Here is a 20034-nt window from a genome sequence, read left to right as displayed (position 1 = left end):
CAGACTAGGCAGCGGGTGCCCCCGTGGTCGTCACGCGGCGGAGTGATCTGCGTCGTCGCTGGCGGAAGCTACGGCGGGTCCCTCGTATGAGGGATGCCAGGATGCGGACGGGGCCGTGACAATGGCTCTTGTGGAGCGAGCGCGAGACCGGGGCTGGGCCTGGCTTGGAGAAGCGGCTGCACCGCGCATGACCGTGGCCGTCGGCATGCTGCTTGGGCTGCTCGTGCTGTTCGCGCTGGCCGAGTCGATCACCGTGGGCAGCGATACGCAGCCGGTCATGGGACACACCGTGAGCGTGCCGGTGGGCGACCCGGCCGGCCGCACCGGCAGCCTGCCCTCGACCGACGCCCCCGACGCGCCGCCCACAGGTGCCGCCGTCGCGCCGCTCAACATCATGATCTTCCCGTTGCTCGCCCTCGCCACCACGCTCCCGCTGCTCCTGCTCTGGACCCAGCCACTCGCGGCCGCCGTCCTGATCTGCGCGGCGAGTGTGTTGTCGATCGCGGGGTTCCACACGCTGACCGTGGCCGGCATGATCGCGCAGCTGATGGCCGCCTACCGGTGCGGACGCCATGGGCCGCCGACCCCGGCCGTGCTCGTCACCGTGCCGTTCCCGGTGCTGGCCGTGGCGCTGGAGCTGGCCGGCGCGACAGGCGGCGATCAGGTCCGGGTCCTGACGCTGCTGGCGGCCTGCCTGGCCCCTGCGGCCGCGCTGGCCGGGATCGCCCGCCGGGCCCGCGGCAAGGCCATGGCCGACACCGCCGCGCGGCAGGTGGTCGCGGACAGCCTGCTGGAGCACACCGCCCGGGGCGAGCGTGCCCGCATTGCCCGAGAGCTGCACGACGTCGTCGCCCACCACATCTCCATGGTCGCCGTTCAGGCGGAGACCGCCCGGTTGGCCGTCCCCGGGATGCCCGCTGCCGGCGCTGAGCGGCTGCTGGCGATCGGCGACACTGCCAGGGCGGCGCTGACCGAGATGCGGCGACTGCTCGGTGTGCTGCGTGAGGACGCGCAGGCGGAGGCGACCTGGCGGCCGCAGCCAGGCCTGCGCCTGCACGAGCTCAACGAGCTGCTCGACGAGTCACGCGAGGCGTCCGGCGCCTGGACCCGCCTGATACTCCGCGGCACGCCGGTCGAGCTCGATCCGGGGGTGGAGCTGGCCGCGTACCGGATCATCCAAGAGGCGCTCACCAACGTGCGCCGCCACGCGCCCGGCGCCGCCGTGGACGTGGAGCTGCACTACACTGACGACGCCCTGCGGCTGGCGGTCCGTGACAACGGGCCCGGCCCGTCCGGTGAGGGGGTGGCCGGTCACGGCCTGGCGGGCATGCGTGAGCGCGCCGCGGCCGTTGGTGGCGATCTGCGGACCGGCCCCGCGCACGGCGGCGGCCTCCTCGTCGAGGCGCGCCTACCTGGAAAGGACGCTGACGCCCCGGCGACAGGCAACGCCGGCGGCCCTTTGACAGGTGACGCCGGTGCCTCGATGACAGGAAAGGATGCCAGCGCCTCATGATCCGCGTGGTCATCGCCGACGATCACCTGGTGGTTCGCACCGGGTTCGCCGAGCTGCTCGACACCCAGCCGGACTTCGAGGTCGCCGGCACCGCCGCCGACGGGGCCGAGGCGGTGCGGATCTGCCGGGAGCTGGTCCCCGACGTCGTGCTCATGGACGTGCGCATGCCCGGCATGGGCGGCATCGAGGCCACCAGGCAGCTCGCCGGCGCCGGTGCCGGCGGGCCGCGGGTGCTCATCCTGACGACGTTCGACCTGGACGAGTACGTTTACGACGCGCTGCGCGCCGGGGCCAGCGGCTTCCTGCTCAAGGACGTCACCGCCGAGCGGCTCTTCGACGCGGTACGCGTGATCGCCGCCGGCGAGGCGCTGCTGGCTCCAGCGGTCACCAGGCGGCTGATCAGCGAATTCGCCCGCCTAGGCCCGAGATCGGAGGCGCCCGCGCTGCCGACGCTGACGCCGCGCGAGACGCAGGTGCTCCGGCTCGTCGCCGAAGGCCTGTCCAATCCGGAGATAGCGGCCCGGCTGGTGGTCACGGAGGAGACGGTCAAGACCCACGTCAGCCGGGTCCTGAACAAGCTAGGGCTGCGCGACAGGACGCAGGCCGTCGTCGCCGCGTACGAGTCGGGCCTGGTCGTGCCGCGCAGCTGGTCATGACCTAGAAGTCGAAGTCGTCAATGTTGTCCTTGTTGAACACGGTCGGCTTGCCGAGCAGCACCTCGCCCTTGGCCCCGATCGTGTACTCGCCGAGCTTGCCGGCCTTGAACTTCTCGCCCTCGGCGCCGGTGATCTGCCCGGAGGCCAGGGCGGCGCCCGCGTACGAGGCCAGGTAGCCCAGGTCGCCCGGGTTCCACAGCTCGAACCCGTCGATCGTGCCGTCCTTGACGAACTTGCGCAGCTGGTTAGGCGTGCCGAGCCCGGTCAGCTTGACCTTACCCTTGTACGGCGAGTCCGACAGGTAGCGGGCGGCCGCCGCGATGCCCACGGTCGTGGGGGAGATGATGCCCGCCAGGTCCGGGTACGAGCGCAGGAGGCCCTGGGTCTCGGTGAAGGACTTCTGGTCGTCGTCGTTGCCGTAGGCGACCTTGACCAGCTCCATGTCCTTGTACTCGGGCTTCTTGAGCTCGTCCTTCATGAACTCGATCCAGGTGTTCTGGTTGGTCGCGTTCGGCGTGGCGGACAGGATGGCGATCTTGCCCTTGTGTCCGATCTGCTCGGCCAGGAGCTGCACCTCCGTACGGCCGAGGTCCTCGGGGCTGGCCTGGTTGACGAACACGTCCCGGCCCTCGGGGGCGGTGTCGGAGTCGTAGCTGACGACCTTGATGCCGGCGGCCCTGGCCTGCTTGAGCGCGGGCACGACGGCGTTGGGGTCGTTGGCGGAGATGACGATGGCGTCCTGCTTCTGCTGGATCAGCGTGTTGATGTAGGACACCTGCGAGGAGGCGCTGGCCTCGGACGGGCCGACCTCCTTGCCCTCGCCGCCGAACTCCTTGGCGGCCTCGATGCCGCCGTTGTCGGCGATCGTGAAGTACGGGTTGTTCACCTGCTTCGGCAGGAAGGCGATCTTCAATCCCTGCTTGAGCGGGGCGTTCGGGTTGGCCGCGGCCGACGACGCAGCGGTTGCCGGGGCGGAGGACTGCTGCTGTTGCACGTCGCTCCTCGTGGTGCCGCCGCATGCGGCCGTCACCAGGACGAGCCCGGCCAGGAGTGCTGTATGACGCATTCCCATTTTCATCATGGGGACTTCCCTTCCATTTGTGGTGATGTGCGCCGTCGCCAGACCGCCCCCAAGTTAGGCGCCAGCACGGACGCGACGAGCAGCAGGCCCGTCACGAAGTTGAGCACCTCGTTGGCCACGTCCGCCAGGATCAGGGCGTTGCGGACGACGCCGAGGAGCAGGACCGCCATGAGGACGCCGGGCAGTGAGCCGCGGCCGCCGAAGATCGACACTCCGCCCAGCAGCACGGCGGCCACGACGGCCAGCTCCAGGCCGACGCCGTTGTCGGCGCGCGCGCTGGCGTACCGGAATGTGTAGACCAGCGAGGCGAGCGAGGCCATGACCCCGGAGGCCACGAACAACCAGAACTTGATGCGCTTGACCCGAATGCCGGAGAAGTACGCCGCCTCCTCGTTGGAGCCCAGCGCGAAGATCGACCGGCCGAGGCCTGTCGCGTGCAGCACCACGGCCGCCACCGCCGCCAGCAGCGCCACCAGCACCGTCATCAGAGGCACCGGGCCGATCGAGGCCGTCGCCAGGCTCGTGTAGGCCGGCGGCAGGTCAGCCACCGCCTGGTCGCCCAGCATCACGTACGCCAGGCCGCGGAAGAGGGCGAACGTCCCGATCGTCACCGCCAGGGAGGGGAGGCCGAGGCGGGTGACCAGCAGGCCGTTGAACGCGCCGCACAGGGCGCCGACCAGCAGGCAGATCGGCATGATCGCCTCGATCGGCAGCCCGGCGTTCCAGAGCCAGCCGAGCACGGCGCAGGACAGGCCGAGCGTGGAGGCCACGGACAGGTCGATCTCGGCGGCCACGATGACCAGGGTCATGGTCAGGGCCATGAGGGCGATCTCGGTGGTGTCCAGCAGCAGGAACGAGACGTTGGAGCCGTTGGCGAACCCGTCCACGCCCAGCGACGCCCAGACGACGACGCCGACGAGCAGCGCGAGAATGAGCGTCTCCCACCGGCGGAGCAGGTCAGTGGTCCACGACTGGCGAAGCTGGTCAGTGGTCACCGACTGGCGGAGCTGGTCAGTGGTCATCGTGGAACCTCCGGCGGCGGAGTGCGGCGGCCACCCGCAGGGCGAGCAGCCTGTCGAGGACGATGGCGGCGATCAGCAGGGCGCCGTTGATGGCGGTCTGGGCGAGCGCGTCCACGCGGAGCACGGCCAGCGCGCTCGTGATGCTCGCCAGCAGCAACGCCCCTAGGGCGGCCCCGTAGACCGTGCCGCTGCCGCCGAAGATCGCCACGCCGCCCACCACGACGGCCGCGATCACGTCGAGCTCCTTGCCGGTGGCCACGGTGGCGTCCACGGTGCCGAACCGGGCCGCCCACATGACGCCGGCGAGTCCCGCCAGCGCCCCGTTGGCGACGAACGCCGCCATGATCCGCCGCTGTACCCGGATCCCGGCCAGCACCGCGGCCTCGGGGTTGGAGCCGATGGCGTACAGCTCGCGGCCGGCGCGCAGGTTGCGCAGCATCCAGCCGACGACCAGCAGGACGACCAGGGCGACCAGCGCGAGCAGCGGCATCCCGAGCACCGAGCGCGAGCCCAGGGACAGGAAGCCGTCAGGCATGTCGGCCGCGTTGACCTGCCGTCCGCCCGCCCAGGCGTAGTCGATGCCGCGGAAGGCGTACAGGGTGCCGAGCGTGGCCACCAGGGCGGGCACCTTGGCCACCCCGACGAGCAGCCCGTTGATCGCACCGCAGGCCGCGCCGAGCACCACGCAGCCGGTGATCACGACGGGGATCGGCACGCCGGGGTTGTCGGCGAGGACCAGCGCGCCCCCGAACGCTGACAGCCCGACCACCGAGCTGACCGACAGGTCCACGTTCCGGGTGATCACGACGAGTGTCTGGCCGACGGCGAGCATGGCCACGATGGCGGAATTGAGCAGGATGTCGCGCAGGCTGCCGTAGGTCAGGAAGCTCGGGTTCACCGCCCCCGTGACGCCGAACAGAACGGCGAGCGCGACCAGGATGCCCAGCTCCCGCACTCGCGCGACCATGTCGACGAGCCGCCGGCCGCCGTTGCGCGTGGCGTTCTCGGGCCGGGTCGCGGTGGCGGTCATGCGACATCCCTCCTTTCAGTGGCGGTCATGCCGCGCTCCTTCCGGTCGCAGCGGCCATCACGTTCTCCTCGGTGGCCTGCGCGCGGTCGATCTCGGCGACCAGCCGTCCTTCGTGCATGACCAGCACCCGGTCCGCCATGCCCAGCACCTCGGGCAGCTCCGACGAGATCATCAGCACCGCCACCCCGGTCCCGGCCAGCTCCGACAGCAGGCGGTGCACCTCGGCCTTGGTGCCCACGTCGATGCCCCGGGTGGGCTCGTCCACGATGATCACCGACGGTTTGCGTGCCAGCCACTTGGCCAGCACGACCTTCTGCTGGTTGCCGCCGGACAGCACGTTCACCGGGTCCGTCAGCCGGGCGAACTTCAGTTGCAGGCGTACCGCCCAGTCCTTGGCCCGCTGCCGCTCGGCGAGCCGAGAGATCAGCGGCCCCCGGTGCAGGGCGGCCAGCCCGGCCAGGCCGATGTTGCGTTCGATCGACAGGTCCATGACCAGCCCCTGCTGGCGCCGGTCCTCGGGGACCAGAGCCAGGCCGGCGGCCATCGCCGCCGTGGGGCTGGCCGGTCGCAGCCGCTTGCCGTCCACCTCGACGCCGCCGGCGTCCCACCGGTCGATGCCGAACACGGCCCTGGCGACCTCGCTGCGCCCGGCTCCCACGAGCCCGGCCAGCGCCACGATCTCGCCCCGCCGCACCTCGAACGACACGTCGGTGAAGACGCCCTCGCGGGTGAGCCTGCGCACGCTCAGCGCCACCTCGCCGACGGTCGTCTCCTGCTTGGGGAACAGGGCGTCCAGTTCCCTGCCCACCATGCGGCGCACCAGGTCGTCGGGCGTGATGTCGGCGATCAGGTCACTAGCGACGAAGCCGCCGTCCCGCAGGGTCGTGACCCGCTGGCACAGCTCGAACATCTCCTCCAACCGGTGCGAGATGAACAGTAGCGCGCACCCCTGCTCGCGCAGCGCCTTGGCCACGCCGAACAGCCGGGCGACCTCCTTGCCGGACAGCGCGGCGGTCGGCTCGTCCATGATGAGCACCCGGGCCTGCCGCGACAGCGCCTTGGCGATCTCCACGAGCTGCTGGTCGGCGATCGACAGGCCGCGGGCCGGCTGGTCGGGGTCGAGCTGCACGCCCAGCCTGGCGAACAACTCGGCGGCGCTGGCGCGCATGGCCCGCCGGTCGATGCCGAGGCGGCCACGGGGCTGACGCCCCATGAAGATGTTCTCGGTGACCGACAGGTCGGGGAACAGGGTCGGCTCCTGGTAGATCACCGCGACCCCGGCCTGCTGCGCGTCGGCGGGGCCGGCGAACTCGACCGGCTCGCCGTCCAGCAGGATCTGCCCGGAGTCGGGCCGGTGCACGCCCGAGAGGATCTTCACGAGCGTGGACTTGCCCGCGCCGTTCTCGCCGGCGAGGGCATGGACCTCGCCTGCATACAGTTCTAGAGAGACCTCGCGTACGGCCCGCACCGCGCCGAACGCCTTGCTGACCCGTGAGAGGGACAGCACGGGAGTATTTGGCATGCCACACCCTGGCAAAATCGTTTTAATCGGTGGATGGAAAGTAAGGCAGTAACCAGCGGCGCGTCAATGCCCTGTTAAGGCGAGCTTTCCGGAAAGTTGCGATGTCTCCGGGGTTTAAGCTGATTGTTACGTTTTAACAACGTCTCTGGTGGGTGGGGCGGCAGCCGATGGCGCCGAGCAGGGGTTGCGGCGATACCTGCCGGGTGCCAGGCCGTATTCACGCTTGAACGCGTTGGCGAAGGCGAACTCCGAGCCGTAGCCGACCCGGGCGGAGATCTCGCCCAGCGGGGCGTCGGACTCCTGCAGCAGCCGGGCGGCGGTGGCCAGGCGCCACCACGTGAGATACGCCAGCGGCGGCTGTCCGACCAGCGTGGTGAAGCGGCGGGCGAACGCCGCCCGCGACAGCCCCGCCCGCCCCGCCAGCTCCGCCACCGTCCACGGGTGCGCGGGATCGCGGTGCATGGCGCCGAGCGCGGCGCTGATGCTCGGGTCGGACAGAGCCAGCGCCCAGCCGGTGAGCTCGCACTGGCCGTTGTCGGCGTCGAACCTGGCCCGCAGGATGTACAGCAGGAGCATGTCCAGGAGTGACGAGACGATCGTGTCGGCGCCGAGGCGCGGCTGCCTGATCTCCGCGCCCAGGAGATCCACCGCGGCCCGCAGTTCGGAGTGGAGCCCGAGCTGGGCCGGCAGGTGGATCAGCTCGGGCAGCTCGCGCAGGACCGGGTGCGCGCGGGCGGCATCGAGCTGGTAGCCGCCGCACAGCAGGACCGTGGCCGGGCCCGAGCCGGCCACCGAAGCGGACTCGAACAGGCCTCCCTCGGCCAGCGGGTCGCACTGCGGCTCGGCCACCGACGTGGCCGGGCTGTCGGCCAGGGCGTAGCCGTGCCCATGCGGGAAGAACAGCACGTCGCCCACGGACAACGCGACCGGCGCCCCGTCGGGCGGCAGCAGCCAGCATGACCCCTGCAGGACCACCTGGAACCCGGCCGATCCGGGAGCGGAGGGGAAGCGCTGGCCCCAGGGAGCATGCCATTCGATGCGGACCGAACGGGGCCGGCCGGTGCGCATGATGGCGAGCATGTCACTGAGCACATCCATATCGGGACTCTAGCCCCTGAGACGACGGCGTATGAATCGCAGATGCCAACGCATTGGCCATCTCGCGGCTCGCTTCTACGGTTGCTTGCGACAAGAGGAGCGCCTGATGAGTCGAGTTCTGGTCACCGGGGCGACCGGCACGGTCGGTCGTCACGTGGTGACGTTGTTGGGGGAGGCCGGGGCCGAGGCCGTGGCACTGAGCAGGAGCACCGGGGATCTGACCGATCCCGGGTCATTGCCGCTGGACGGTGTGGAGGCGGTGTTCCTGGTGTGGCCGTTCGCCACCGCCGAGGGGGCGCGGGCGGTGGTCGAGGCCGTCGCCGGTCGGGCGCGGCGCGCCGGGAGGTCGGTCGAGGCCGGTTGGTTGGGGAAGATCGTCTATCTCTCCTCCGCCGCCCAGCGTGACGGCGAGCGGGAGGTGGAGCGGTTGATCGAGGGGTCGGGCCTGGAGTGGACGTTCCTGCGCCCGCACGCCTTCGCGGCCAACGCCTTGCGATGGGCTCGGCAGGTGCGGGCGGGAGCGGTACGCGGTGCGTACGGGCAGGCCGCCGGTCCGGTGGTGCACGAGCGGGACATCGCGGCCGTGGCCGTGCGGGCGTTGCTGGACGAGGGGCACCATGGCGCGGCCTACGAGCTGACGGGCCCTGAAGTGCTCACGCAGGCTGAGCAGGTGCGGATCATTTCCGAGGTCACCGGGATACCGGCTCGCTGGGAGGAGATCCCGCTGGACCGCGCCCGCGCGGACCTCCTGGCCAGGGGCTGGCCGCCGGAGGCGGTGAACGGCGTCCTCCAGGCCCAGGGGAGCCAGGCGCAGGCATCGGTCACCTCGACGGTCGAGGAGGTCACGAAGAGGCGCGCGAGCACGTTCCGGCAGTGGGTGGTGGAGCACGCCGGCGAGTTCCGCACCCCTTCCAAGGCGGCGCCCACGATGCGGGCGGCACGCATCCACCGGTTCGGTGACGCCTCGATGATCCGCCAGGACGAGGTTCCCACGCCCCGTCCGGGACCCGGGGAGGTGCTCGTCGAGGTGGCGGCCACCTCGTTCAACCCGTCGGAGGTCGGCCTGCGCTCCGGGCTGCTTCCCGAGGTGTTCCAGGCGACGCTGCCGCACACGCTCGGCTGGGATGTCTCCGGCACGGTCGTCGAGACCGGTGCGGGCGTCACCACCCTGGCACCGGGGGACCGGGTCTTCGGCATGGTGAGCGGCGCGGCGGCCGAGTACGCGGTCGCACCCGCAGAGGTCCTGGTCATGGCCCCGGAGAGCATCCCGCTCGCGGACGCGGCCGCCATCCCCGTGGCCGGGCTCACCGCTTGGCAGGCGATCTTCGAGCACGCCCGCATCACGCCGGAGCAGCGCGTGCTGATCAACGGCGCGGGCGGCGGCGTCGGCCGGTTCGCCGTGCCGTTGGCCAAGCTGGCAGGCGCACACGTGACCGCCACGGCCGGCCCGCGCAGCGCCGACGCGGTGAGACGGACCGGTGCCGACGAAGTCGTCGACTACACCGAGGCTCCGCTGCCCGGCGGCATGGACGTGCTGCTGAACCTGATCCCGATCCCCGAGGACGCGGCCAAAGCCCTGGCCGGACTGGGCCGGGTGATCGTCACCATCGCCACCCCTATCGAGGGCGGCACACATTTCGTGATGCGTTACGACCCCGGGCAACTGGCCGCGATGGCGGCCCTGATCGACGAGGGACGGCTCGCGGTCGAGGCCGCGGAGTCACACCCCCTGTCCGAGCTGCCCGAGATCCACCGCAGGGCGGAATCGGGCGACACACACGGAAAAATCACGCTCTATCCCTAAGTGGTCCGAGGGGCCAGGCGAGCGCTGGTCATCGGGCTAGCGGGAGGGATTGGGTGGCGCCGGTTACGCGGCGGCGTACAGTGGCGCTCTGGTCGAGATCGGGGCGGAGCCGGACTCCGTGGCCGGGGGCCGTTCCCGGGCTCAGCCGACCGGCGGAGATGTCCGGCAGGCCGGTGACAAGCTGCGGATACCAGCTGGAGTAGTAGGCCCTGGTGGTCTCCTGGATGAACACGTGCGGCAGATGGACGGCCAGGTGCGCCGAGGCGGCCAGCACCACGGGACCGCTGCAGTCGTGCAGCGCGAGAGGTATTTCGGCCGCGAGCGTGCGCTCGGCCAGAGCCAGGACTTCGCTGATCCCGCCACACCAGCCGAGGTCGGCGATGAGGACGTCCACCCCGCGCCGATCGAGCAGAGGGGCCACGGCCGTGCGGCCACCCAGCGTCTCACCGGCGGCGATCGTAACCGGGCTGGTCGCGCGCAGCTCGCCGAGCTCGACGTAGCGATCCGGCCGTATCGGGTCCTCGACCCACAGGGGATCGAACTCCGCGAGCGCCGCCAGAATGACCCGCGCCGCGGCAGGCTCCCACAAGCCGTGCAGTTCCACGAGGAGGCGCATGCGATCACCGACGGCGTCGCGCACCTTGCGCAAGGGGCCGAGTCCGGCATCGAGGTCGGCCCGGCTGATCTCGCGTCCCGCCGAACGTTCGGCGTAGACGTCGAAGGGCCAGATCTTCATGGCCGACACACCCTCGGACAGGAGATCCTCGGCCAGTCGGTCGGCGTGGTGGAGGAAGCCGTAGAGGTCCTCGTGGCGTCCTTCGCCGGCCACCCCCCAGTTGGCCGACTTCTGGCCGCTGGGGTTGCGCATGTAGTGCGGGCCCGCGCAGGTGTTGTAGATCTGCACGTCGCTCCTGATCCGGCCGCCGAGCAGTTCGGTCAGCGGCAGGCCGGCCTCCTGGCCCATCGCGTCCCACAGTGCCAGGTCAATGGCCGACAGCGCGCGGACCTCGGCGCCGCTGCCCAGGTAGCCGACATAGCCCTCCAGCTCCGTCAGCAGCGCCCGCAGCTCGTCCGCGTCCCGCGGCATGGCGCGCCCGACCAGGGCGGGCGCCAGAGCCTCGTGGAGGTGCGCCTCGGCCGCGGAGGCCCCGTAGTAGGTCTCGCCCAGCCCGACGATGCCCGAATCGAGGTGCACCTGAACCAGCAGCAGGTTGGGCAGTTCCTCGACGACGAGTGTCTCGATGCCTTCGATGCTCATGCATGTCTTCTTATCGGCCAGACTGGTCTGACCGCAACTCCTAGATGATGGCCAGCATGGTTGACGAAACCTCCCGTTTACCTAGATGGTGGTCTGACCGGTAAGCCCGCAAAGGAGTCTGCGATGACGTTGACGACACGTACGATCGCCGGCCTGGCCCTCATAGCCGCCACCGTGACGGCCTGCGCCCCTGGTGCCGCACCCACCGAAGCCCCCGACGCGGGCAAGGCCGTGTCCAGTGCGCTACCGACCGAGCCGGTCACGTTGACACTGAGCCACTTCGAGGAAGGCGGCCAAGGGAAGGCGATCGAGCAGCTGGCCGCCAAGTATCAGCAGCTTCACCCCAACATCACGATCAAACCGACTTACACGGCCTTCGCCGACTACGGCAAGAACATCAAGCTGCAGATGTCCTCGGAATCGGCGCCCGACATCGCCCAGGCCGGCCAGGCGCAGACGATGCAGGGCCCGCTGGTCCAGGCGGGCCTGCTCCGGCCGCTGGATGAGTACGCAAAGCTGTACGGCTGGAGCGAGCGGTTCAAGCCTGGCCTGCTCGACCAGGCCCGGTTCTCCAAGGACGGTAAGACCTTCGGCACCGGCGAGCTGTACGGCATAGCCTTGGGCGGCAACCTGGTCGGCATCTACTACAACCGGGACAAGCTCGCCAAGCTCGGCATCACCACCCCCTTCAAGGATCTGGCCGCCTTCCAGGACGCGCTGGCCAAGGCCAAGGCGGCGGGCGAGACGCCGATCCAGCTCGGCAACCTGGAGGCCTGGCCGGGCAATCACGTGCTGTCCGACCTGATCGCTCAGTACGAGCCGCTCGAGAACGGGCTCAACTGGGTCTATGGCCGCAAGGGCGCCACCTTCGACAGTCCCGGTGTGCAGCAGGCCACCAAGACCCTCGCGGAATGGGCCCAGGCCGGCTACATCGACTCCTCCGCCAACGGCACCTCCGACAGTGACGGCGTCGGCAAGTTCATCAAGGGTGAGGGCGTCTTCATGGTCTCCGGCAGCTGGAACCGGTCGCGTATCGACGAGAACATGGACGGCAAGGCAGGATTCACCGCGATGCCGCCGGTCAAGGCCGGTGACCCGGTCCGCGCGACGGGCGCGACCACCTCGCCGTTCAGCATCTCCGCCAAGACCAAGTACCCCGACGTCGCCGCCAACTTCATCGACTTCATGACCCGGCCGGAGAACGCGGCCACGCTCTTCCAGGGCGGTTACCTGCCCGTCGCCGAGCGTGACGCGGCCAAGCCCAAGGCGGGCAGTGCCCAGGAGGGTTTGGTCGAGACCTGGCAGCAGGTTCTCGCCGACGATGGGCTGGCGCTCTACCTCGACTGGGCGACCCCGTCGATGGGCGACACCCTCTTCCCCGCGGTCCAGCAGCTGATCGCCGGTAAGACGACGCCGGACAAGCTCATCTCCACGGTCCAGGAGAACTGGGCCGACGAACGCGGCAACGGCTAGGGCGATATGAGGGCCAACTCCAGAGTCGCCTACCTGTACATCCTGCCCGGTTTCCTGGTCTTCGCGCTGTTCGTTCTGGTGCCGCTGGGGCACACCGCCTGGCTGTCGCTGTACGACTGGGACGGCATCACCCTCGGCACCTGGACCGGGCTGGACAACTACACCGAGCAGCTGGCCGATCCCGACGTCCGCACCGCTTTCAGCCACTCGATGGTGTTTCTGTTCTTCTTCGCCGCGCTGCCCGTCGGCCTGGGACTGGTGCTGGCCTCGGTACTGTCGCGGTTCCGCCTGCGCGGCCTGGGCTTCTTCCGCACCGTGATCTTCCTGCCCCAGGTGGTGACCGCGGTCGTGGTCGGCATCGCGTGGCGGTGGATGTACGCCGACGAGGGGACCATCAACCAGCTGCTGTCCGCGGTCGGCCTGGACGGGCTGGCCCGCGCCTGGCTGGGTGACTTCACCTGGGCGCTGCCCGCGCTCGGTCTGGTCGGCACCTGGGTGATGTCCGGGCTGTGCATGGTGTTGTTCCTGGCCGGCATCAGCAAGATTGACGCCAGTCTGTACGAAGCGGCCCGCGTCGACGGAGCCGGACCGGTCAGGGAGTTCTTCGCGGTGACCTTGCCAGGACTCAAGCAGGAGATGGCCGTGGGGCTCACGCTCACCACGATCGCCGCGCTGCGCTCCTTCGACCTGGTCTACGTCACCACCGGTGGCGGCCCGGGCAACGCCACCAACGTCCCCGGTTTCGAGATCTACAAGCTGGCCTTCCGCCAGGGGGCCGTGGGCGAAGCCTGTGCGGTCGCCGTGATGCTCACCGTGCTCATCTTCACCGTGGTCCTGTTGATCACCCGGTTGCTGCGGGAGAAGCTGTGAACGCCCGTTTCGAACGGCTCGGCGCCTACACCTTCCTGTGCCTGTTCGCCCTTGCCGTACTGCTCCCCCTGTTCAGCATCCTCTCGGTCGCCCTGCAGCCCCAGGGGGCGCCGGTCACCGGCCTGAGCTGGCCAGACGACCCGCAGTGGGGCAACTTCGCGCGGGCGTGGACTACCGGCTCCTTCGGCGACCTCATCACCTCGAGCGTGATCGTCGCGGTGGTGGTGGTCCCGGTCGCGACGGTGCTGTCGATCATGACCGGGTACGCCTTCGGCACCATGCGGTTCCGCGGCAGCACCCCGCTGTTCTACGTGATGCTGATCGGCATCGTCATGCCGTACGAGGCCACCGTCGTGCCGCTCTACTACGACCTGCGCCAGTTCGGTCTCACCGACAACTACCTGGGCCTGATGCTGCCCGAGATCGGGTTGTCGGTGTCGTTCGGCACGTTCTGGATGCGGGCCTTCTTCCTTTCCACGCCCCGCGCGCTGATCGAGGCGGCCCGCATGGACGGCGCCAACTCCTTCACCGTCCTGTTCCGTATCTTGCTGCCTGTCGCCCGGCCCGCCGTCACCACGCTCATGGTCCTGTTCTTCGTCTGGAGCTGGAACGAGTTCCTGCTGTCGCTGGTGCTGCTGCAGGATCCGGCCGTCCGCACCGCGCCCGCCGGCCTGGGCCTGTTCGTCGGCCAGCGCACCACCGACGTCGCCGGCCTGTCGGCCGGGGCCCTCATCGTCACCGTCCCCGTCGTCCTCGTCTACCTTTTCCTGCAACGCCATGTGATCCGCGGCATGCTGCAGGGCGCCGTCAAGGGCTGACCCTTAGAAGGAAGGCTCCGTACGTGTCCCACGCCATCGACTTCCGGTTCGCGCCCCCGTCGCGCTGGACAGCGATCTGCCTGCCCGACGACCCGCACAAGACCCTGGTCCGCGAGGACGGCGCCCTGCTCTACGGCTTCACACAGACGCACCTCGCGGCCTGGCACTTCGCCACCGTCGTGGAGTTCTCCGCCCAGACCGCCGACCGGCCCGTGTCGGTGACCCAGTGCACCGAGTCCGCCGCACGCCCCATCGTGGTCACCACCATGCGCTACCCCCGGCTGGAGCTCACGCTGACCGCCTTCGCCCACGAGCACGACGGCTTCCGCGCCGATGTCGTGATGTGGGAGCTGACGCACATCGGCGACGACGGCGAGGTGCTCACCGGACTGCACATCGACCACCACGACCGCGACGCGGTGCTGACGGGTGGCACGACACCGTTCCACGTCGCCTACTCGGTGGCGCCCGAGCAGGCTCCTGCCCAGCCGATCTGGATGGACGACACCGCCGAGCAGGACGGCACGCCGCTCGGCCCTGTCGCCCTGGTCCACCGGCCGCAACGGCTCCATCTCGCCCACCCGACCGGATTCCACCCGGCCACCGGTCTTGACGTCACCCCCGAGATCCTGCGACCAGGCGGGCGTACCGGCGGGGCGCTGGTCCTGCCGCAGCCGGCCGTGGCCGAGACGCCCGCCATCGCGGACCTGGCCTGGGCCGAGGCCGCCCTGACCCGTGCCCGCGCCTTCTGGGACGAGCTTCCTGCGCTACGGCTGCCGATCACCGTGCCCGACCCGGCCGTGCAGGACCTGCTGGTGGCCTGCGTGCGCAACCTGCTGCAGGCGCGGGAGATCCGCGACGGGCTGCCGGTGCCGCAGGTGGGCGCCACGGTCTACCGCGGCTTGTGGATCGTCGACGGCCATTTCATCCTGGAGACGGCCCGCTACCTCGGCTTCGCCGCCGCCGCCGACGCCGGTGTGCGAGTGCTCCTGCGCCGGGTCAGACCCGACGGCTCCATCACCGGGTTGGAGCTGGCACCGCACATCAAGGAGACCGCGATCGCGATCGCGACGCTGGTGCGGCAGTCGGAGCTCAGCACCGACCCGCGCGGCGCGCTCAGCTCGCACTGGCCGGTGGTGCTGCGCGCCATCGACCACATCGCCGACCTGCGCCGCCAGGCCGACGCGTTGCCCATCGGCCACCCGCTGCACGGCCTGATGCCGCCGGCGTTCGCCGACGGAGGAGTGGCAGGCGTACGGGCGGAGTACACCACCACGCTGTGGACGCTCGCGGGGCTGCGCGCCGCGGTCAGGGGAGCGACGATGCTCGGCCGCGCATCCGATCGCGACGCGATTCACGCGCAGTACCTCCAGTTGCGCGCCAACTTCGACAAGGCGGCCCGCCGACACCGCGAGGAAGGACTCGCGTACCTGCCCATGATCCACCCGGAGAGCGGCTCACATCACTACCACGCGGGTCCCGTCGAGGCCGACGTGGCCGCATGGCATCGGATCCGACCCGGCAGCGCCACGTGGGCGCTGTGCCAGGCCATCTGGCCGGGCGAGGTGTTCGAGCCCGGCGACCATGTGGTCACCGACCTGCTGGCGCTGTTCGACGCGCTCGATGACGAGCAGGGGATTCCTGCCGAGACCGGCTGGTTGCCCTACCGCGCCGTCTGGCCCTACGCCGCCTCGTTCGCCGCGCACGCGTGGCTCTACGCCGGCCGTGCCGACAAGGCGGTCGACTACCTCTATGCCTTCGCCAACCATGCCGCGCCCACCCGCGTATGGCGGGAGGAGCAGTCGCTGACCGCCACCGGCAACGGGCAGCTGTGGGGAGATATGCCGCACAACTGGGCCTCGGCCGAATTCGTGCGGCTGGTCAGGCATCTGCTGCTGTTCGAGCGGGACGACACACTCGAACTGCTGCCTGCCGTACCGGCTGGGTGGTTCGGGGCCGGTCAGACCATCGAGCTGGAGCGCAGCGCCACCCGCTTCGGGCCGGTCAGCCTGCACGTCACGACCGAGCACACGGACGTGGTCACGGTCACCGTCCGCTACACCCGCCAGGGCGACAGCCACCCGGCACCGGACCGGCTCTCCCTGAGCCTGCCCCTTCCCGAGGGGGCCGCGGAGCGGCCCACCGAGATCACCGTCGACGGCCGCGCGGTGCCGCCCGCCGACGGGCGGATCCCGCTGGCCGCGGTCGACGACGTCACCGTCCGCATTACATACCGTCGGCTATCGTGATCAGGGACGTTTGCCCCCGGCGGGGGCGGGAAATAGCATCCGGTCTGACCGCGCGGGGTGCTGTCGGGAGGATCACCGGTGACGATTGACGCCGTTCCGCGTGACATGCTGTCCGCCTATCTCGAGGAAGCCCTGCTCACCGGGAAAATCAGCCCGGGCAGCCGGCTTCCCTCCGAGCGGCTGCTTGCCCAGCGTTTCGGGCTCAGCCGCCCCTCCGTGCGTGAAGTCATCAAGGAACTACAGGAGCGTGGGCTGGTCCGGGTCATTCCCGGGCGCGGCACGTTCGTCCGCGAGCCGAGCAGCGTCGACAGCATCCGCCCGCTGGAGGCCTATTACCGCCGGCGCAACGCCACCCCGCGCGAGGTGACCGACGCGCGGATCATGCTGGAGACCCACGCCGCCGTGCTGGCCGCGCGAAACGCGACCGAGGACGATCTGACCGCGCTGCGCAAGATGCTGAGCGCTTTCGAGAAGGCCGGCAACGTCGTCGAGAAGGCCCGCGCCGACATCGCCTTCCACATCCTCATCGCGCGGGCCGCCCGCAACTCCGTGCTGGAGGTGATGTTCCTGTCGATCGCTGGGCTCACCTTCGAATACATGCTGCGCAGCCTCGCCGACCCCACGATCGTCCGAGAGGGCGCCCCGTACCACGACGACATCCTCGCGGCGATCGCCGACCGCGACACCGAACGGGCTCGCCGCGCCATGGAGGGCCACCTGTCAGTGGCGCACTACCACTACGGCGAAGACCTTGACCAGGGGCTCGACACGCTCGCCCGCCGCGAGCTCACCCGGCTGATGGGGCCGGGTGTGTCACTCGACGGCATCATCGAATCGGTGCTGACCGCGCTCGACGGCCCTGACGACGACCTGCTGCGACTGGAGCCCAACTCCCGTCAGCGCTAGGGTCGGTTTTCAACTTTGATCTTCAACTCCTGGTCAGTCCTGGTTGAACAGTGAGCAGCCGCCGTCGGCCAGCAGGGTCGTGCCGGTGATGTAGTCGGCGTCGGGTGAGCACAGGAACGCGGCCACCCTGGCCACCTGCTCGGCGGATTGCGGAACTCCCAGCGGAATGGCCTGGGCGGCCCGCGCGGCGTAGGCGGGCTCGTTGTCGAACTGCCACTTGGCCAGGCCCGCGGCCACGATTCCCGGCGCGAGGGCGTTGACGAGGATGCCGTGCGGTGCCAGCTCCTTGGCCATCGACCGGGCGAGCATCGCCACGCCGGCCTTCGACGCGCTGTAGGCCGCGATCTCCGGCCACGGCACCGCGCCGACCCAGGATCCAGTCAGCACGATGCGCCCGCCAGATCCTTGGGCCACCATGCGCCGTGCGGACGCCTGGGCCGTGTGGAAGCAGCCGGTGAGGTTGATCGCCAGCTGTTGTTCCCAATCCTCGACAGAGATCTCCAGGAACGGGGCGGATTTGACGACGCCGGCGTTGGCGATTGCGATATCGAGATGTCCGACCTCGTCGACGGCGGCGTCCAGGGACGGCCGATCGCGCACGTCGGCCTGCACATAGCCCACCTTGCCGTGCGCGGATGCGGTGGCGATCCACGGGCGGGCCTCGGCCGGCGACTTCACGTCCAGGAGCGTAACGCGAGCTCCCCTGCGAGTCAGCTCGGCGGCCATCGCGGCACCGATGTCTCCTGCGCCACCGGTGATCAACGCGGAGCGTCCCTCTAGTACGGGCATGATCCATTCTCCTCTGGTTTGACCGGTCAAACCAGGATCCTACGCCGGAGAGGAGTGTTCTCCCTCGAGGCCAGCCGGTGAGAGGCGCCGACTCTGCGGGGTTTGGCCGAGGAGCCGGCCAGGCGGCCGTGCATGTCCACGACGCGGGTGACGCCTCCGCCACCGGGTCACCGCGGCGGACGTGGCGTCCGCTCCGGCGGGCAGGTGAGCGGCCGCGGAAGCAAGCCGTCCCACCCGCCTGCCCGACGTGGTCAGCGTTGCGGTTGCTCGGCGAGATGGTCCAGCTCGCCGGCCACGTCCGGAATGGTCCGAACGCCGATCGGCGGGTTGTCCGCCGTCTGGTGCAGGCCGGGGCTGCCCGCCTCCACCGCGAACGACGCACGAGTCGAGATGGGCGCCCCCGGCCGCGTCACGTAGGGCACGATCCGGTAGTCGACGGTCAACGTCTCCGGAGTCGCCGTGGCGCGCACGTAGCCACGCTGAACGTTGTGGAACTTCAGGTGCGGATTGGCGGCGAGGAACGTCTGCCCGAGCCCGTCCTGGTCGGCGCCGTCCTTACCGGAGGCGATCGAGGTCCCGGCGAACTCCACGCCCATGACCGGAGAGTTGGGGTCGTCGAAGTCGGGCCTGAGCTCAGCCGCCAGGCTGCGGTGGATGTCACCGGACAGCACCACCGGATTGCGCACGTTGTGCTCCACCATCCCCGACAGCAGCCGGGCGCGGGCGGAGGCGTAGCCGTCCCACAGATCCATGCCGAAGGCCTGCACGTCGGGACTGGCGTCGTGATCGAGCGGCGCCATGAGCAGTTGCTGCGCCAGCACGTTCCACGTCGTACGCGAGCGCGCGAGGCCGCCGAGCAGCCACTCCTCCTGCCTGGCGCCCAGCATCGTCCGGTTCGGGTCCAGCCGGTCCGCGCATCCGACGTCCAATCCGTCGCCGCACGGCTGGTCGTCGCGATACTGGCGGGTGTCGAGCACGTTGAAGGTCGCCAGCCTGCCGAAGGACGCGCGCCGATAGAGCCGCATGTCAGGCCCTCCGGGCATGGAGGCGCGGCGCAGCGGCAGGTGCTCGTAGTACGCCTGAAAGGCGGCGGCCCGCCGTTGCAGGAAGACCTGCGGGTCCTGGTCGGGCTCGGTGTCGATCTGGGAGATGTCCTTGGCCCAGTTGTTCTCCACGTCGTGGTCGTCGACCGTCACCATCCAGGGGAACGCCGCGTGCGCGGCCTGCAGGTCAGGGTCGGTCCGGTAGAGGGCGTGCCGGTTGCGGTACTCCGTCAGGGTGAAGGTCTCCTTCAGGTACTGCTCGGGCAGGCTGACCCCGCGCACCCCGCCGGTGGCGCCCACGCCGTACTCGTAGATGTAGTCGCCGAGGTGGAGGACCACGTCCAGGTCCTCCTGGGCCAGGTGCCGGTAGGCGGTGTAGAAGCCCTCGTACCAGCACTGACAGGAGACGAAGGCGAAGGCCAGGGCGCTCAGGTCCGCCCCCGGCGCAGGCGCGGTCTTGGTCCGGCCGACCGGGCTGATCTCGCCGCCCGCGCGGAACCGATAGAAGTATTCCCTGCCGGGACGCAGGCCGTGCAGCTCAACGTGCACGCTGTGCCCACGCTCCGGTCTGGCCAGGCTGATCCCCTCGCGAACGACACGCCGGAACCGGTCATCGGTGGCGACCTGCCACTGCACCTGTACGGCCTGCTCTGGCATACCGCCGCGGCCGTCCACGGCAAGCGGCTCAGGAGCCAGCCTGGTCCATAACACGACCCCGTCGGGCGCCGGATCGCCCGACGCCACCCCAAGGGTGAACGGGGTGCTCGCGGCAGCCGCCGTTCCCGTCCCCGCCCAGCCCGGTATTGCGGCGGCCGAGCCCGCCACCAGCGTCGCTGTGAGGAATCCTCGACGGCTGTACCTGTTCATGCGCGAGCTCCTGTCGATCATGGGCCTACCCCACC

16 protein-coding genes are annotated in these 20034 nt (G+C 70.1%); 8 read left to right on the top strand and 8 right to left on the bottom strand.

Going from position 1 to position 20034, the window contains the following annotated elements:
• Positions 1-187: 187 nt before the first annotated feature.
• Both ACTWPT_RS05395 and ACTWPT_RS05390 read left to right on the top strand, forming a co-directional pair.
• Positions 188-1513, top strand: coding sequence for a sensor histidine kinase (locus ACTWPT_RS05395; protein ID WP_443176115.1), 1326 nt, complete (start codon positions 188-190; stop codon positions 1511-1513).
• Positions 1510-2169 (top strand): response regulator, encoded by a 660-nt coding sequence (locus ACTWPT_RS05390; RefSeq protein WP_443176114.1) that lies wholly within the window; start codon positions 1510-1512, stop codon positions 2167-2169. Before ACTWPT_RS05395 ends, ACTWPT_RS05390 begins: the two co-directional genes overlap by 4 nt.
• Before the next feature lies 1 nt (position 2170).
• Here the strand turns inward: ACTWPT_RS05390 and rhaS are convergent, their stop codons facing one another.
• The 5 genes from rhaS to ACTWPT_RS05365 form a co-directional block, all read right to left on the bottom strand.
• Entirely contained in the window at positions 2171-3235 is a 1065-nt protein-coding gene (gene rhaS / locus ACTWPT_RS05385; RefSeq protein WP_443176113.1) for a rhamnose ABC transporter substrate-binding protein, read from the bottom strand.
• A gap of 11 nt (positions 3236-3246) precedes the next feature.
• Positions 3247-4272, bottom strand: a complete 1026-nt coding sequence (locus ACTWPT_RS05380; RefSeq protein WP_443176112.1) for an ABC transporter permease — start codon at positions 4270-4272, stop codon at positions 3247-3249.
• Positions 4262-5302 (bottom strand): ABC transporter permease, encoded by a 1041-nt coding sequence (locus tag ACTWPT_RS05375; RefSeq protein ID WP_443176111.1) that lies wholly within the window; start codon positions 5300-5302, stop codon positions 4262-4264. Before ACTWPT_RS05375 ends, ACTWPT_RS05380 begins: the two co-directional genes overlap by 11 nt.
• A gap of 25 nt (positions 5303-5327) precedes the next feature.
• Positions 5328-6824, bottom strand: coding sequence for a sugar ABC transporter ATP-binding protein (locus ACTWPT_RS05370; RefSeq protein WP_443176110.1), 1497 nt, complete (start codon positions 6822-6824; stop codon positions 5328-5330).
• 126 nt (positions 6825-6950) lie between these two features.
• A complete protein-coding gene (locus ACTWPT_RS05365; protein WP_443176109.1) occupies positions 6951-7922 on the bottom strand; it encodes an AraC family transcriptional regulator in 972 nt (323 codons plus the stop codon).
• Positions 7923-8028: 106 nt separating this feature from the next.
• On the opposite strand from ACTWPT_RS05365, the gene ACTWPT_RS05360 reads away from it, so the two are divergent.
• Positions 8029-9726 (top strand): alcohol dehydrogenase catalytic domain-containing protein, encoded by a 1698-nt coding sequence (locus ACTWPT_RS05360; RefSeq protein ID WP_443176108.1) that lies wholly within the window; start codon positions 8029-8031, stop codon positions 9724-9726.
• A gap of 28 nt (positions 9727-9754) precedes the next feature.
• Here the strand turns inward: ACTWPT_RS05360 and ACTWPT_RS05355 are convergent, their stop codons facing one another.
• Positions 9755-10984, bottom strand: a complete 1230-nt coding sequence (locus ACTWPT_RS05355) for a mandelate racemase/muconate lactonizing enzyme family protein (RefSeq protein ID WP_443176107.1) — start codon at positions 10982-10984, stop codon at positions 9755-9757.
• A gap of 123 nt (positions 10985-11107) precedes the next feature.
• Between ACTWPT_RS05355 and ACTWPT_RS05350 the strand changes: the two genes are divergently transcribed.
• From ACTWPT_RS05350 to ACTWPT_RS05330, 5 genes are all read left to right on the top strand, one after another.
• Positions 11108-12457, top strand: coding sequence for an ABC transporter substrate-binding protein (locus ACTWPT_RS05350; RefSeq protein WP_443176106.1), 1350 nt, complete (start codon positions 11108-11110; stop codon positions 12455-12457).
• A 6-nt stretch (positions 12458-12463) separates the two neighbouring features.
• Positions 12464-13327 carry a carbohydrate ABC transporter permease gene (locus ACTWPT_RS05345; RefSeq protein ID WP_127933608.1) on the top strand — a complete coding sequence of 288 codons (864 nt, stop codon included), beginning with the start codon at positions 12464-12466 and terminating at the stop codon, positions 13325-13327.
• Complete coding sequence (locus tag ACTWPT_RS05340) at positions 13324-14145, top strand: carbohydrate ABC transporter permease (protein ID WP_305919263.1); 822 nt, start codon at positions 13324-13326, stop codon at positions 14143-14145. The genes ACTWPT_RS05345 and ACTWPT_RS05340 overlap by 4 nt, the downstream gene beginning before the upstream one ends.
• A gap of 23 nt (positions 14146-14168) precedes the next feature.
• Complete coding sequence (locus tag ACTWPT_RS05335; RefSeq protein ID WP_443176105.1) at positions 14169-16394, top strand: hypothetical protein; 2226 nt, start codon at positions 14169-14171, stop codon at positions 16392-16394.
• A gap of 78 nt (positions 16395-16472) precedes the next feature.
• Entirely contained in the window at positions 16473-17300 is an 828-nt protein-coding gene (locus ACTWPT_RS05330; protein ID WP_443176104.1) for a FadR/GntR family transcriptional regulator, read from the top strand.
• Between the two features lie 33 nt (positions 17301-17333).
• Here ACTWPT_RS05330 and ACTWPT_RS05325 read toward each other — a convergent pair whose 3' ends face one another.
• The gene (locus ACTWPT_RS05325; RefSeq protein WP_443176103.1) at positions 17334-18089 is read right to left on the bottom strand and encodes an SDR family NAD(P)-dependent oxidoreductase; all 756 of its coding nucleotides are present in this window, start codon (positions 18087-18089) and stop codon (positions 17334-17336) included.
• Positions 18090-18340: 251 nt separating this feature from the next.
• Complete coding sequence (locus ACTWPT_RS05320) at positions 18341-19999, bottom strand: alkaline phosphatase D family protein (protein WP_443176102.1); 1659 nt, start codon at positions 19997-19999, stop codon at positions 18341-18343.
• Positions 20000-20034: the final 35 nt, after the last annotated feature.

This window comes from Nonomuraea sp. 3N208, assembly GCF_052245935.1.
Classification (GTDB): Bacteria; Actinomycetota; Actinomycetes; order Streptosporangiales; family Streptosporangiaceae; genus Nonomuraea.
Note: the sequence above shows the minus strand (reverse complement) of the source record. Positions and strands in the feature narration are given on the sequence as shown.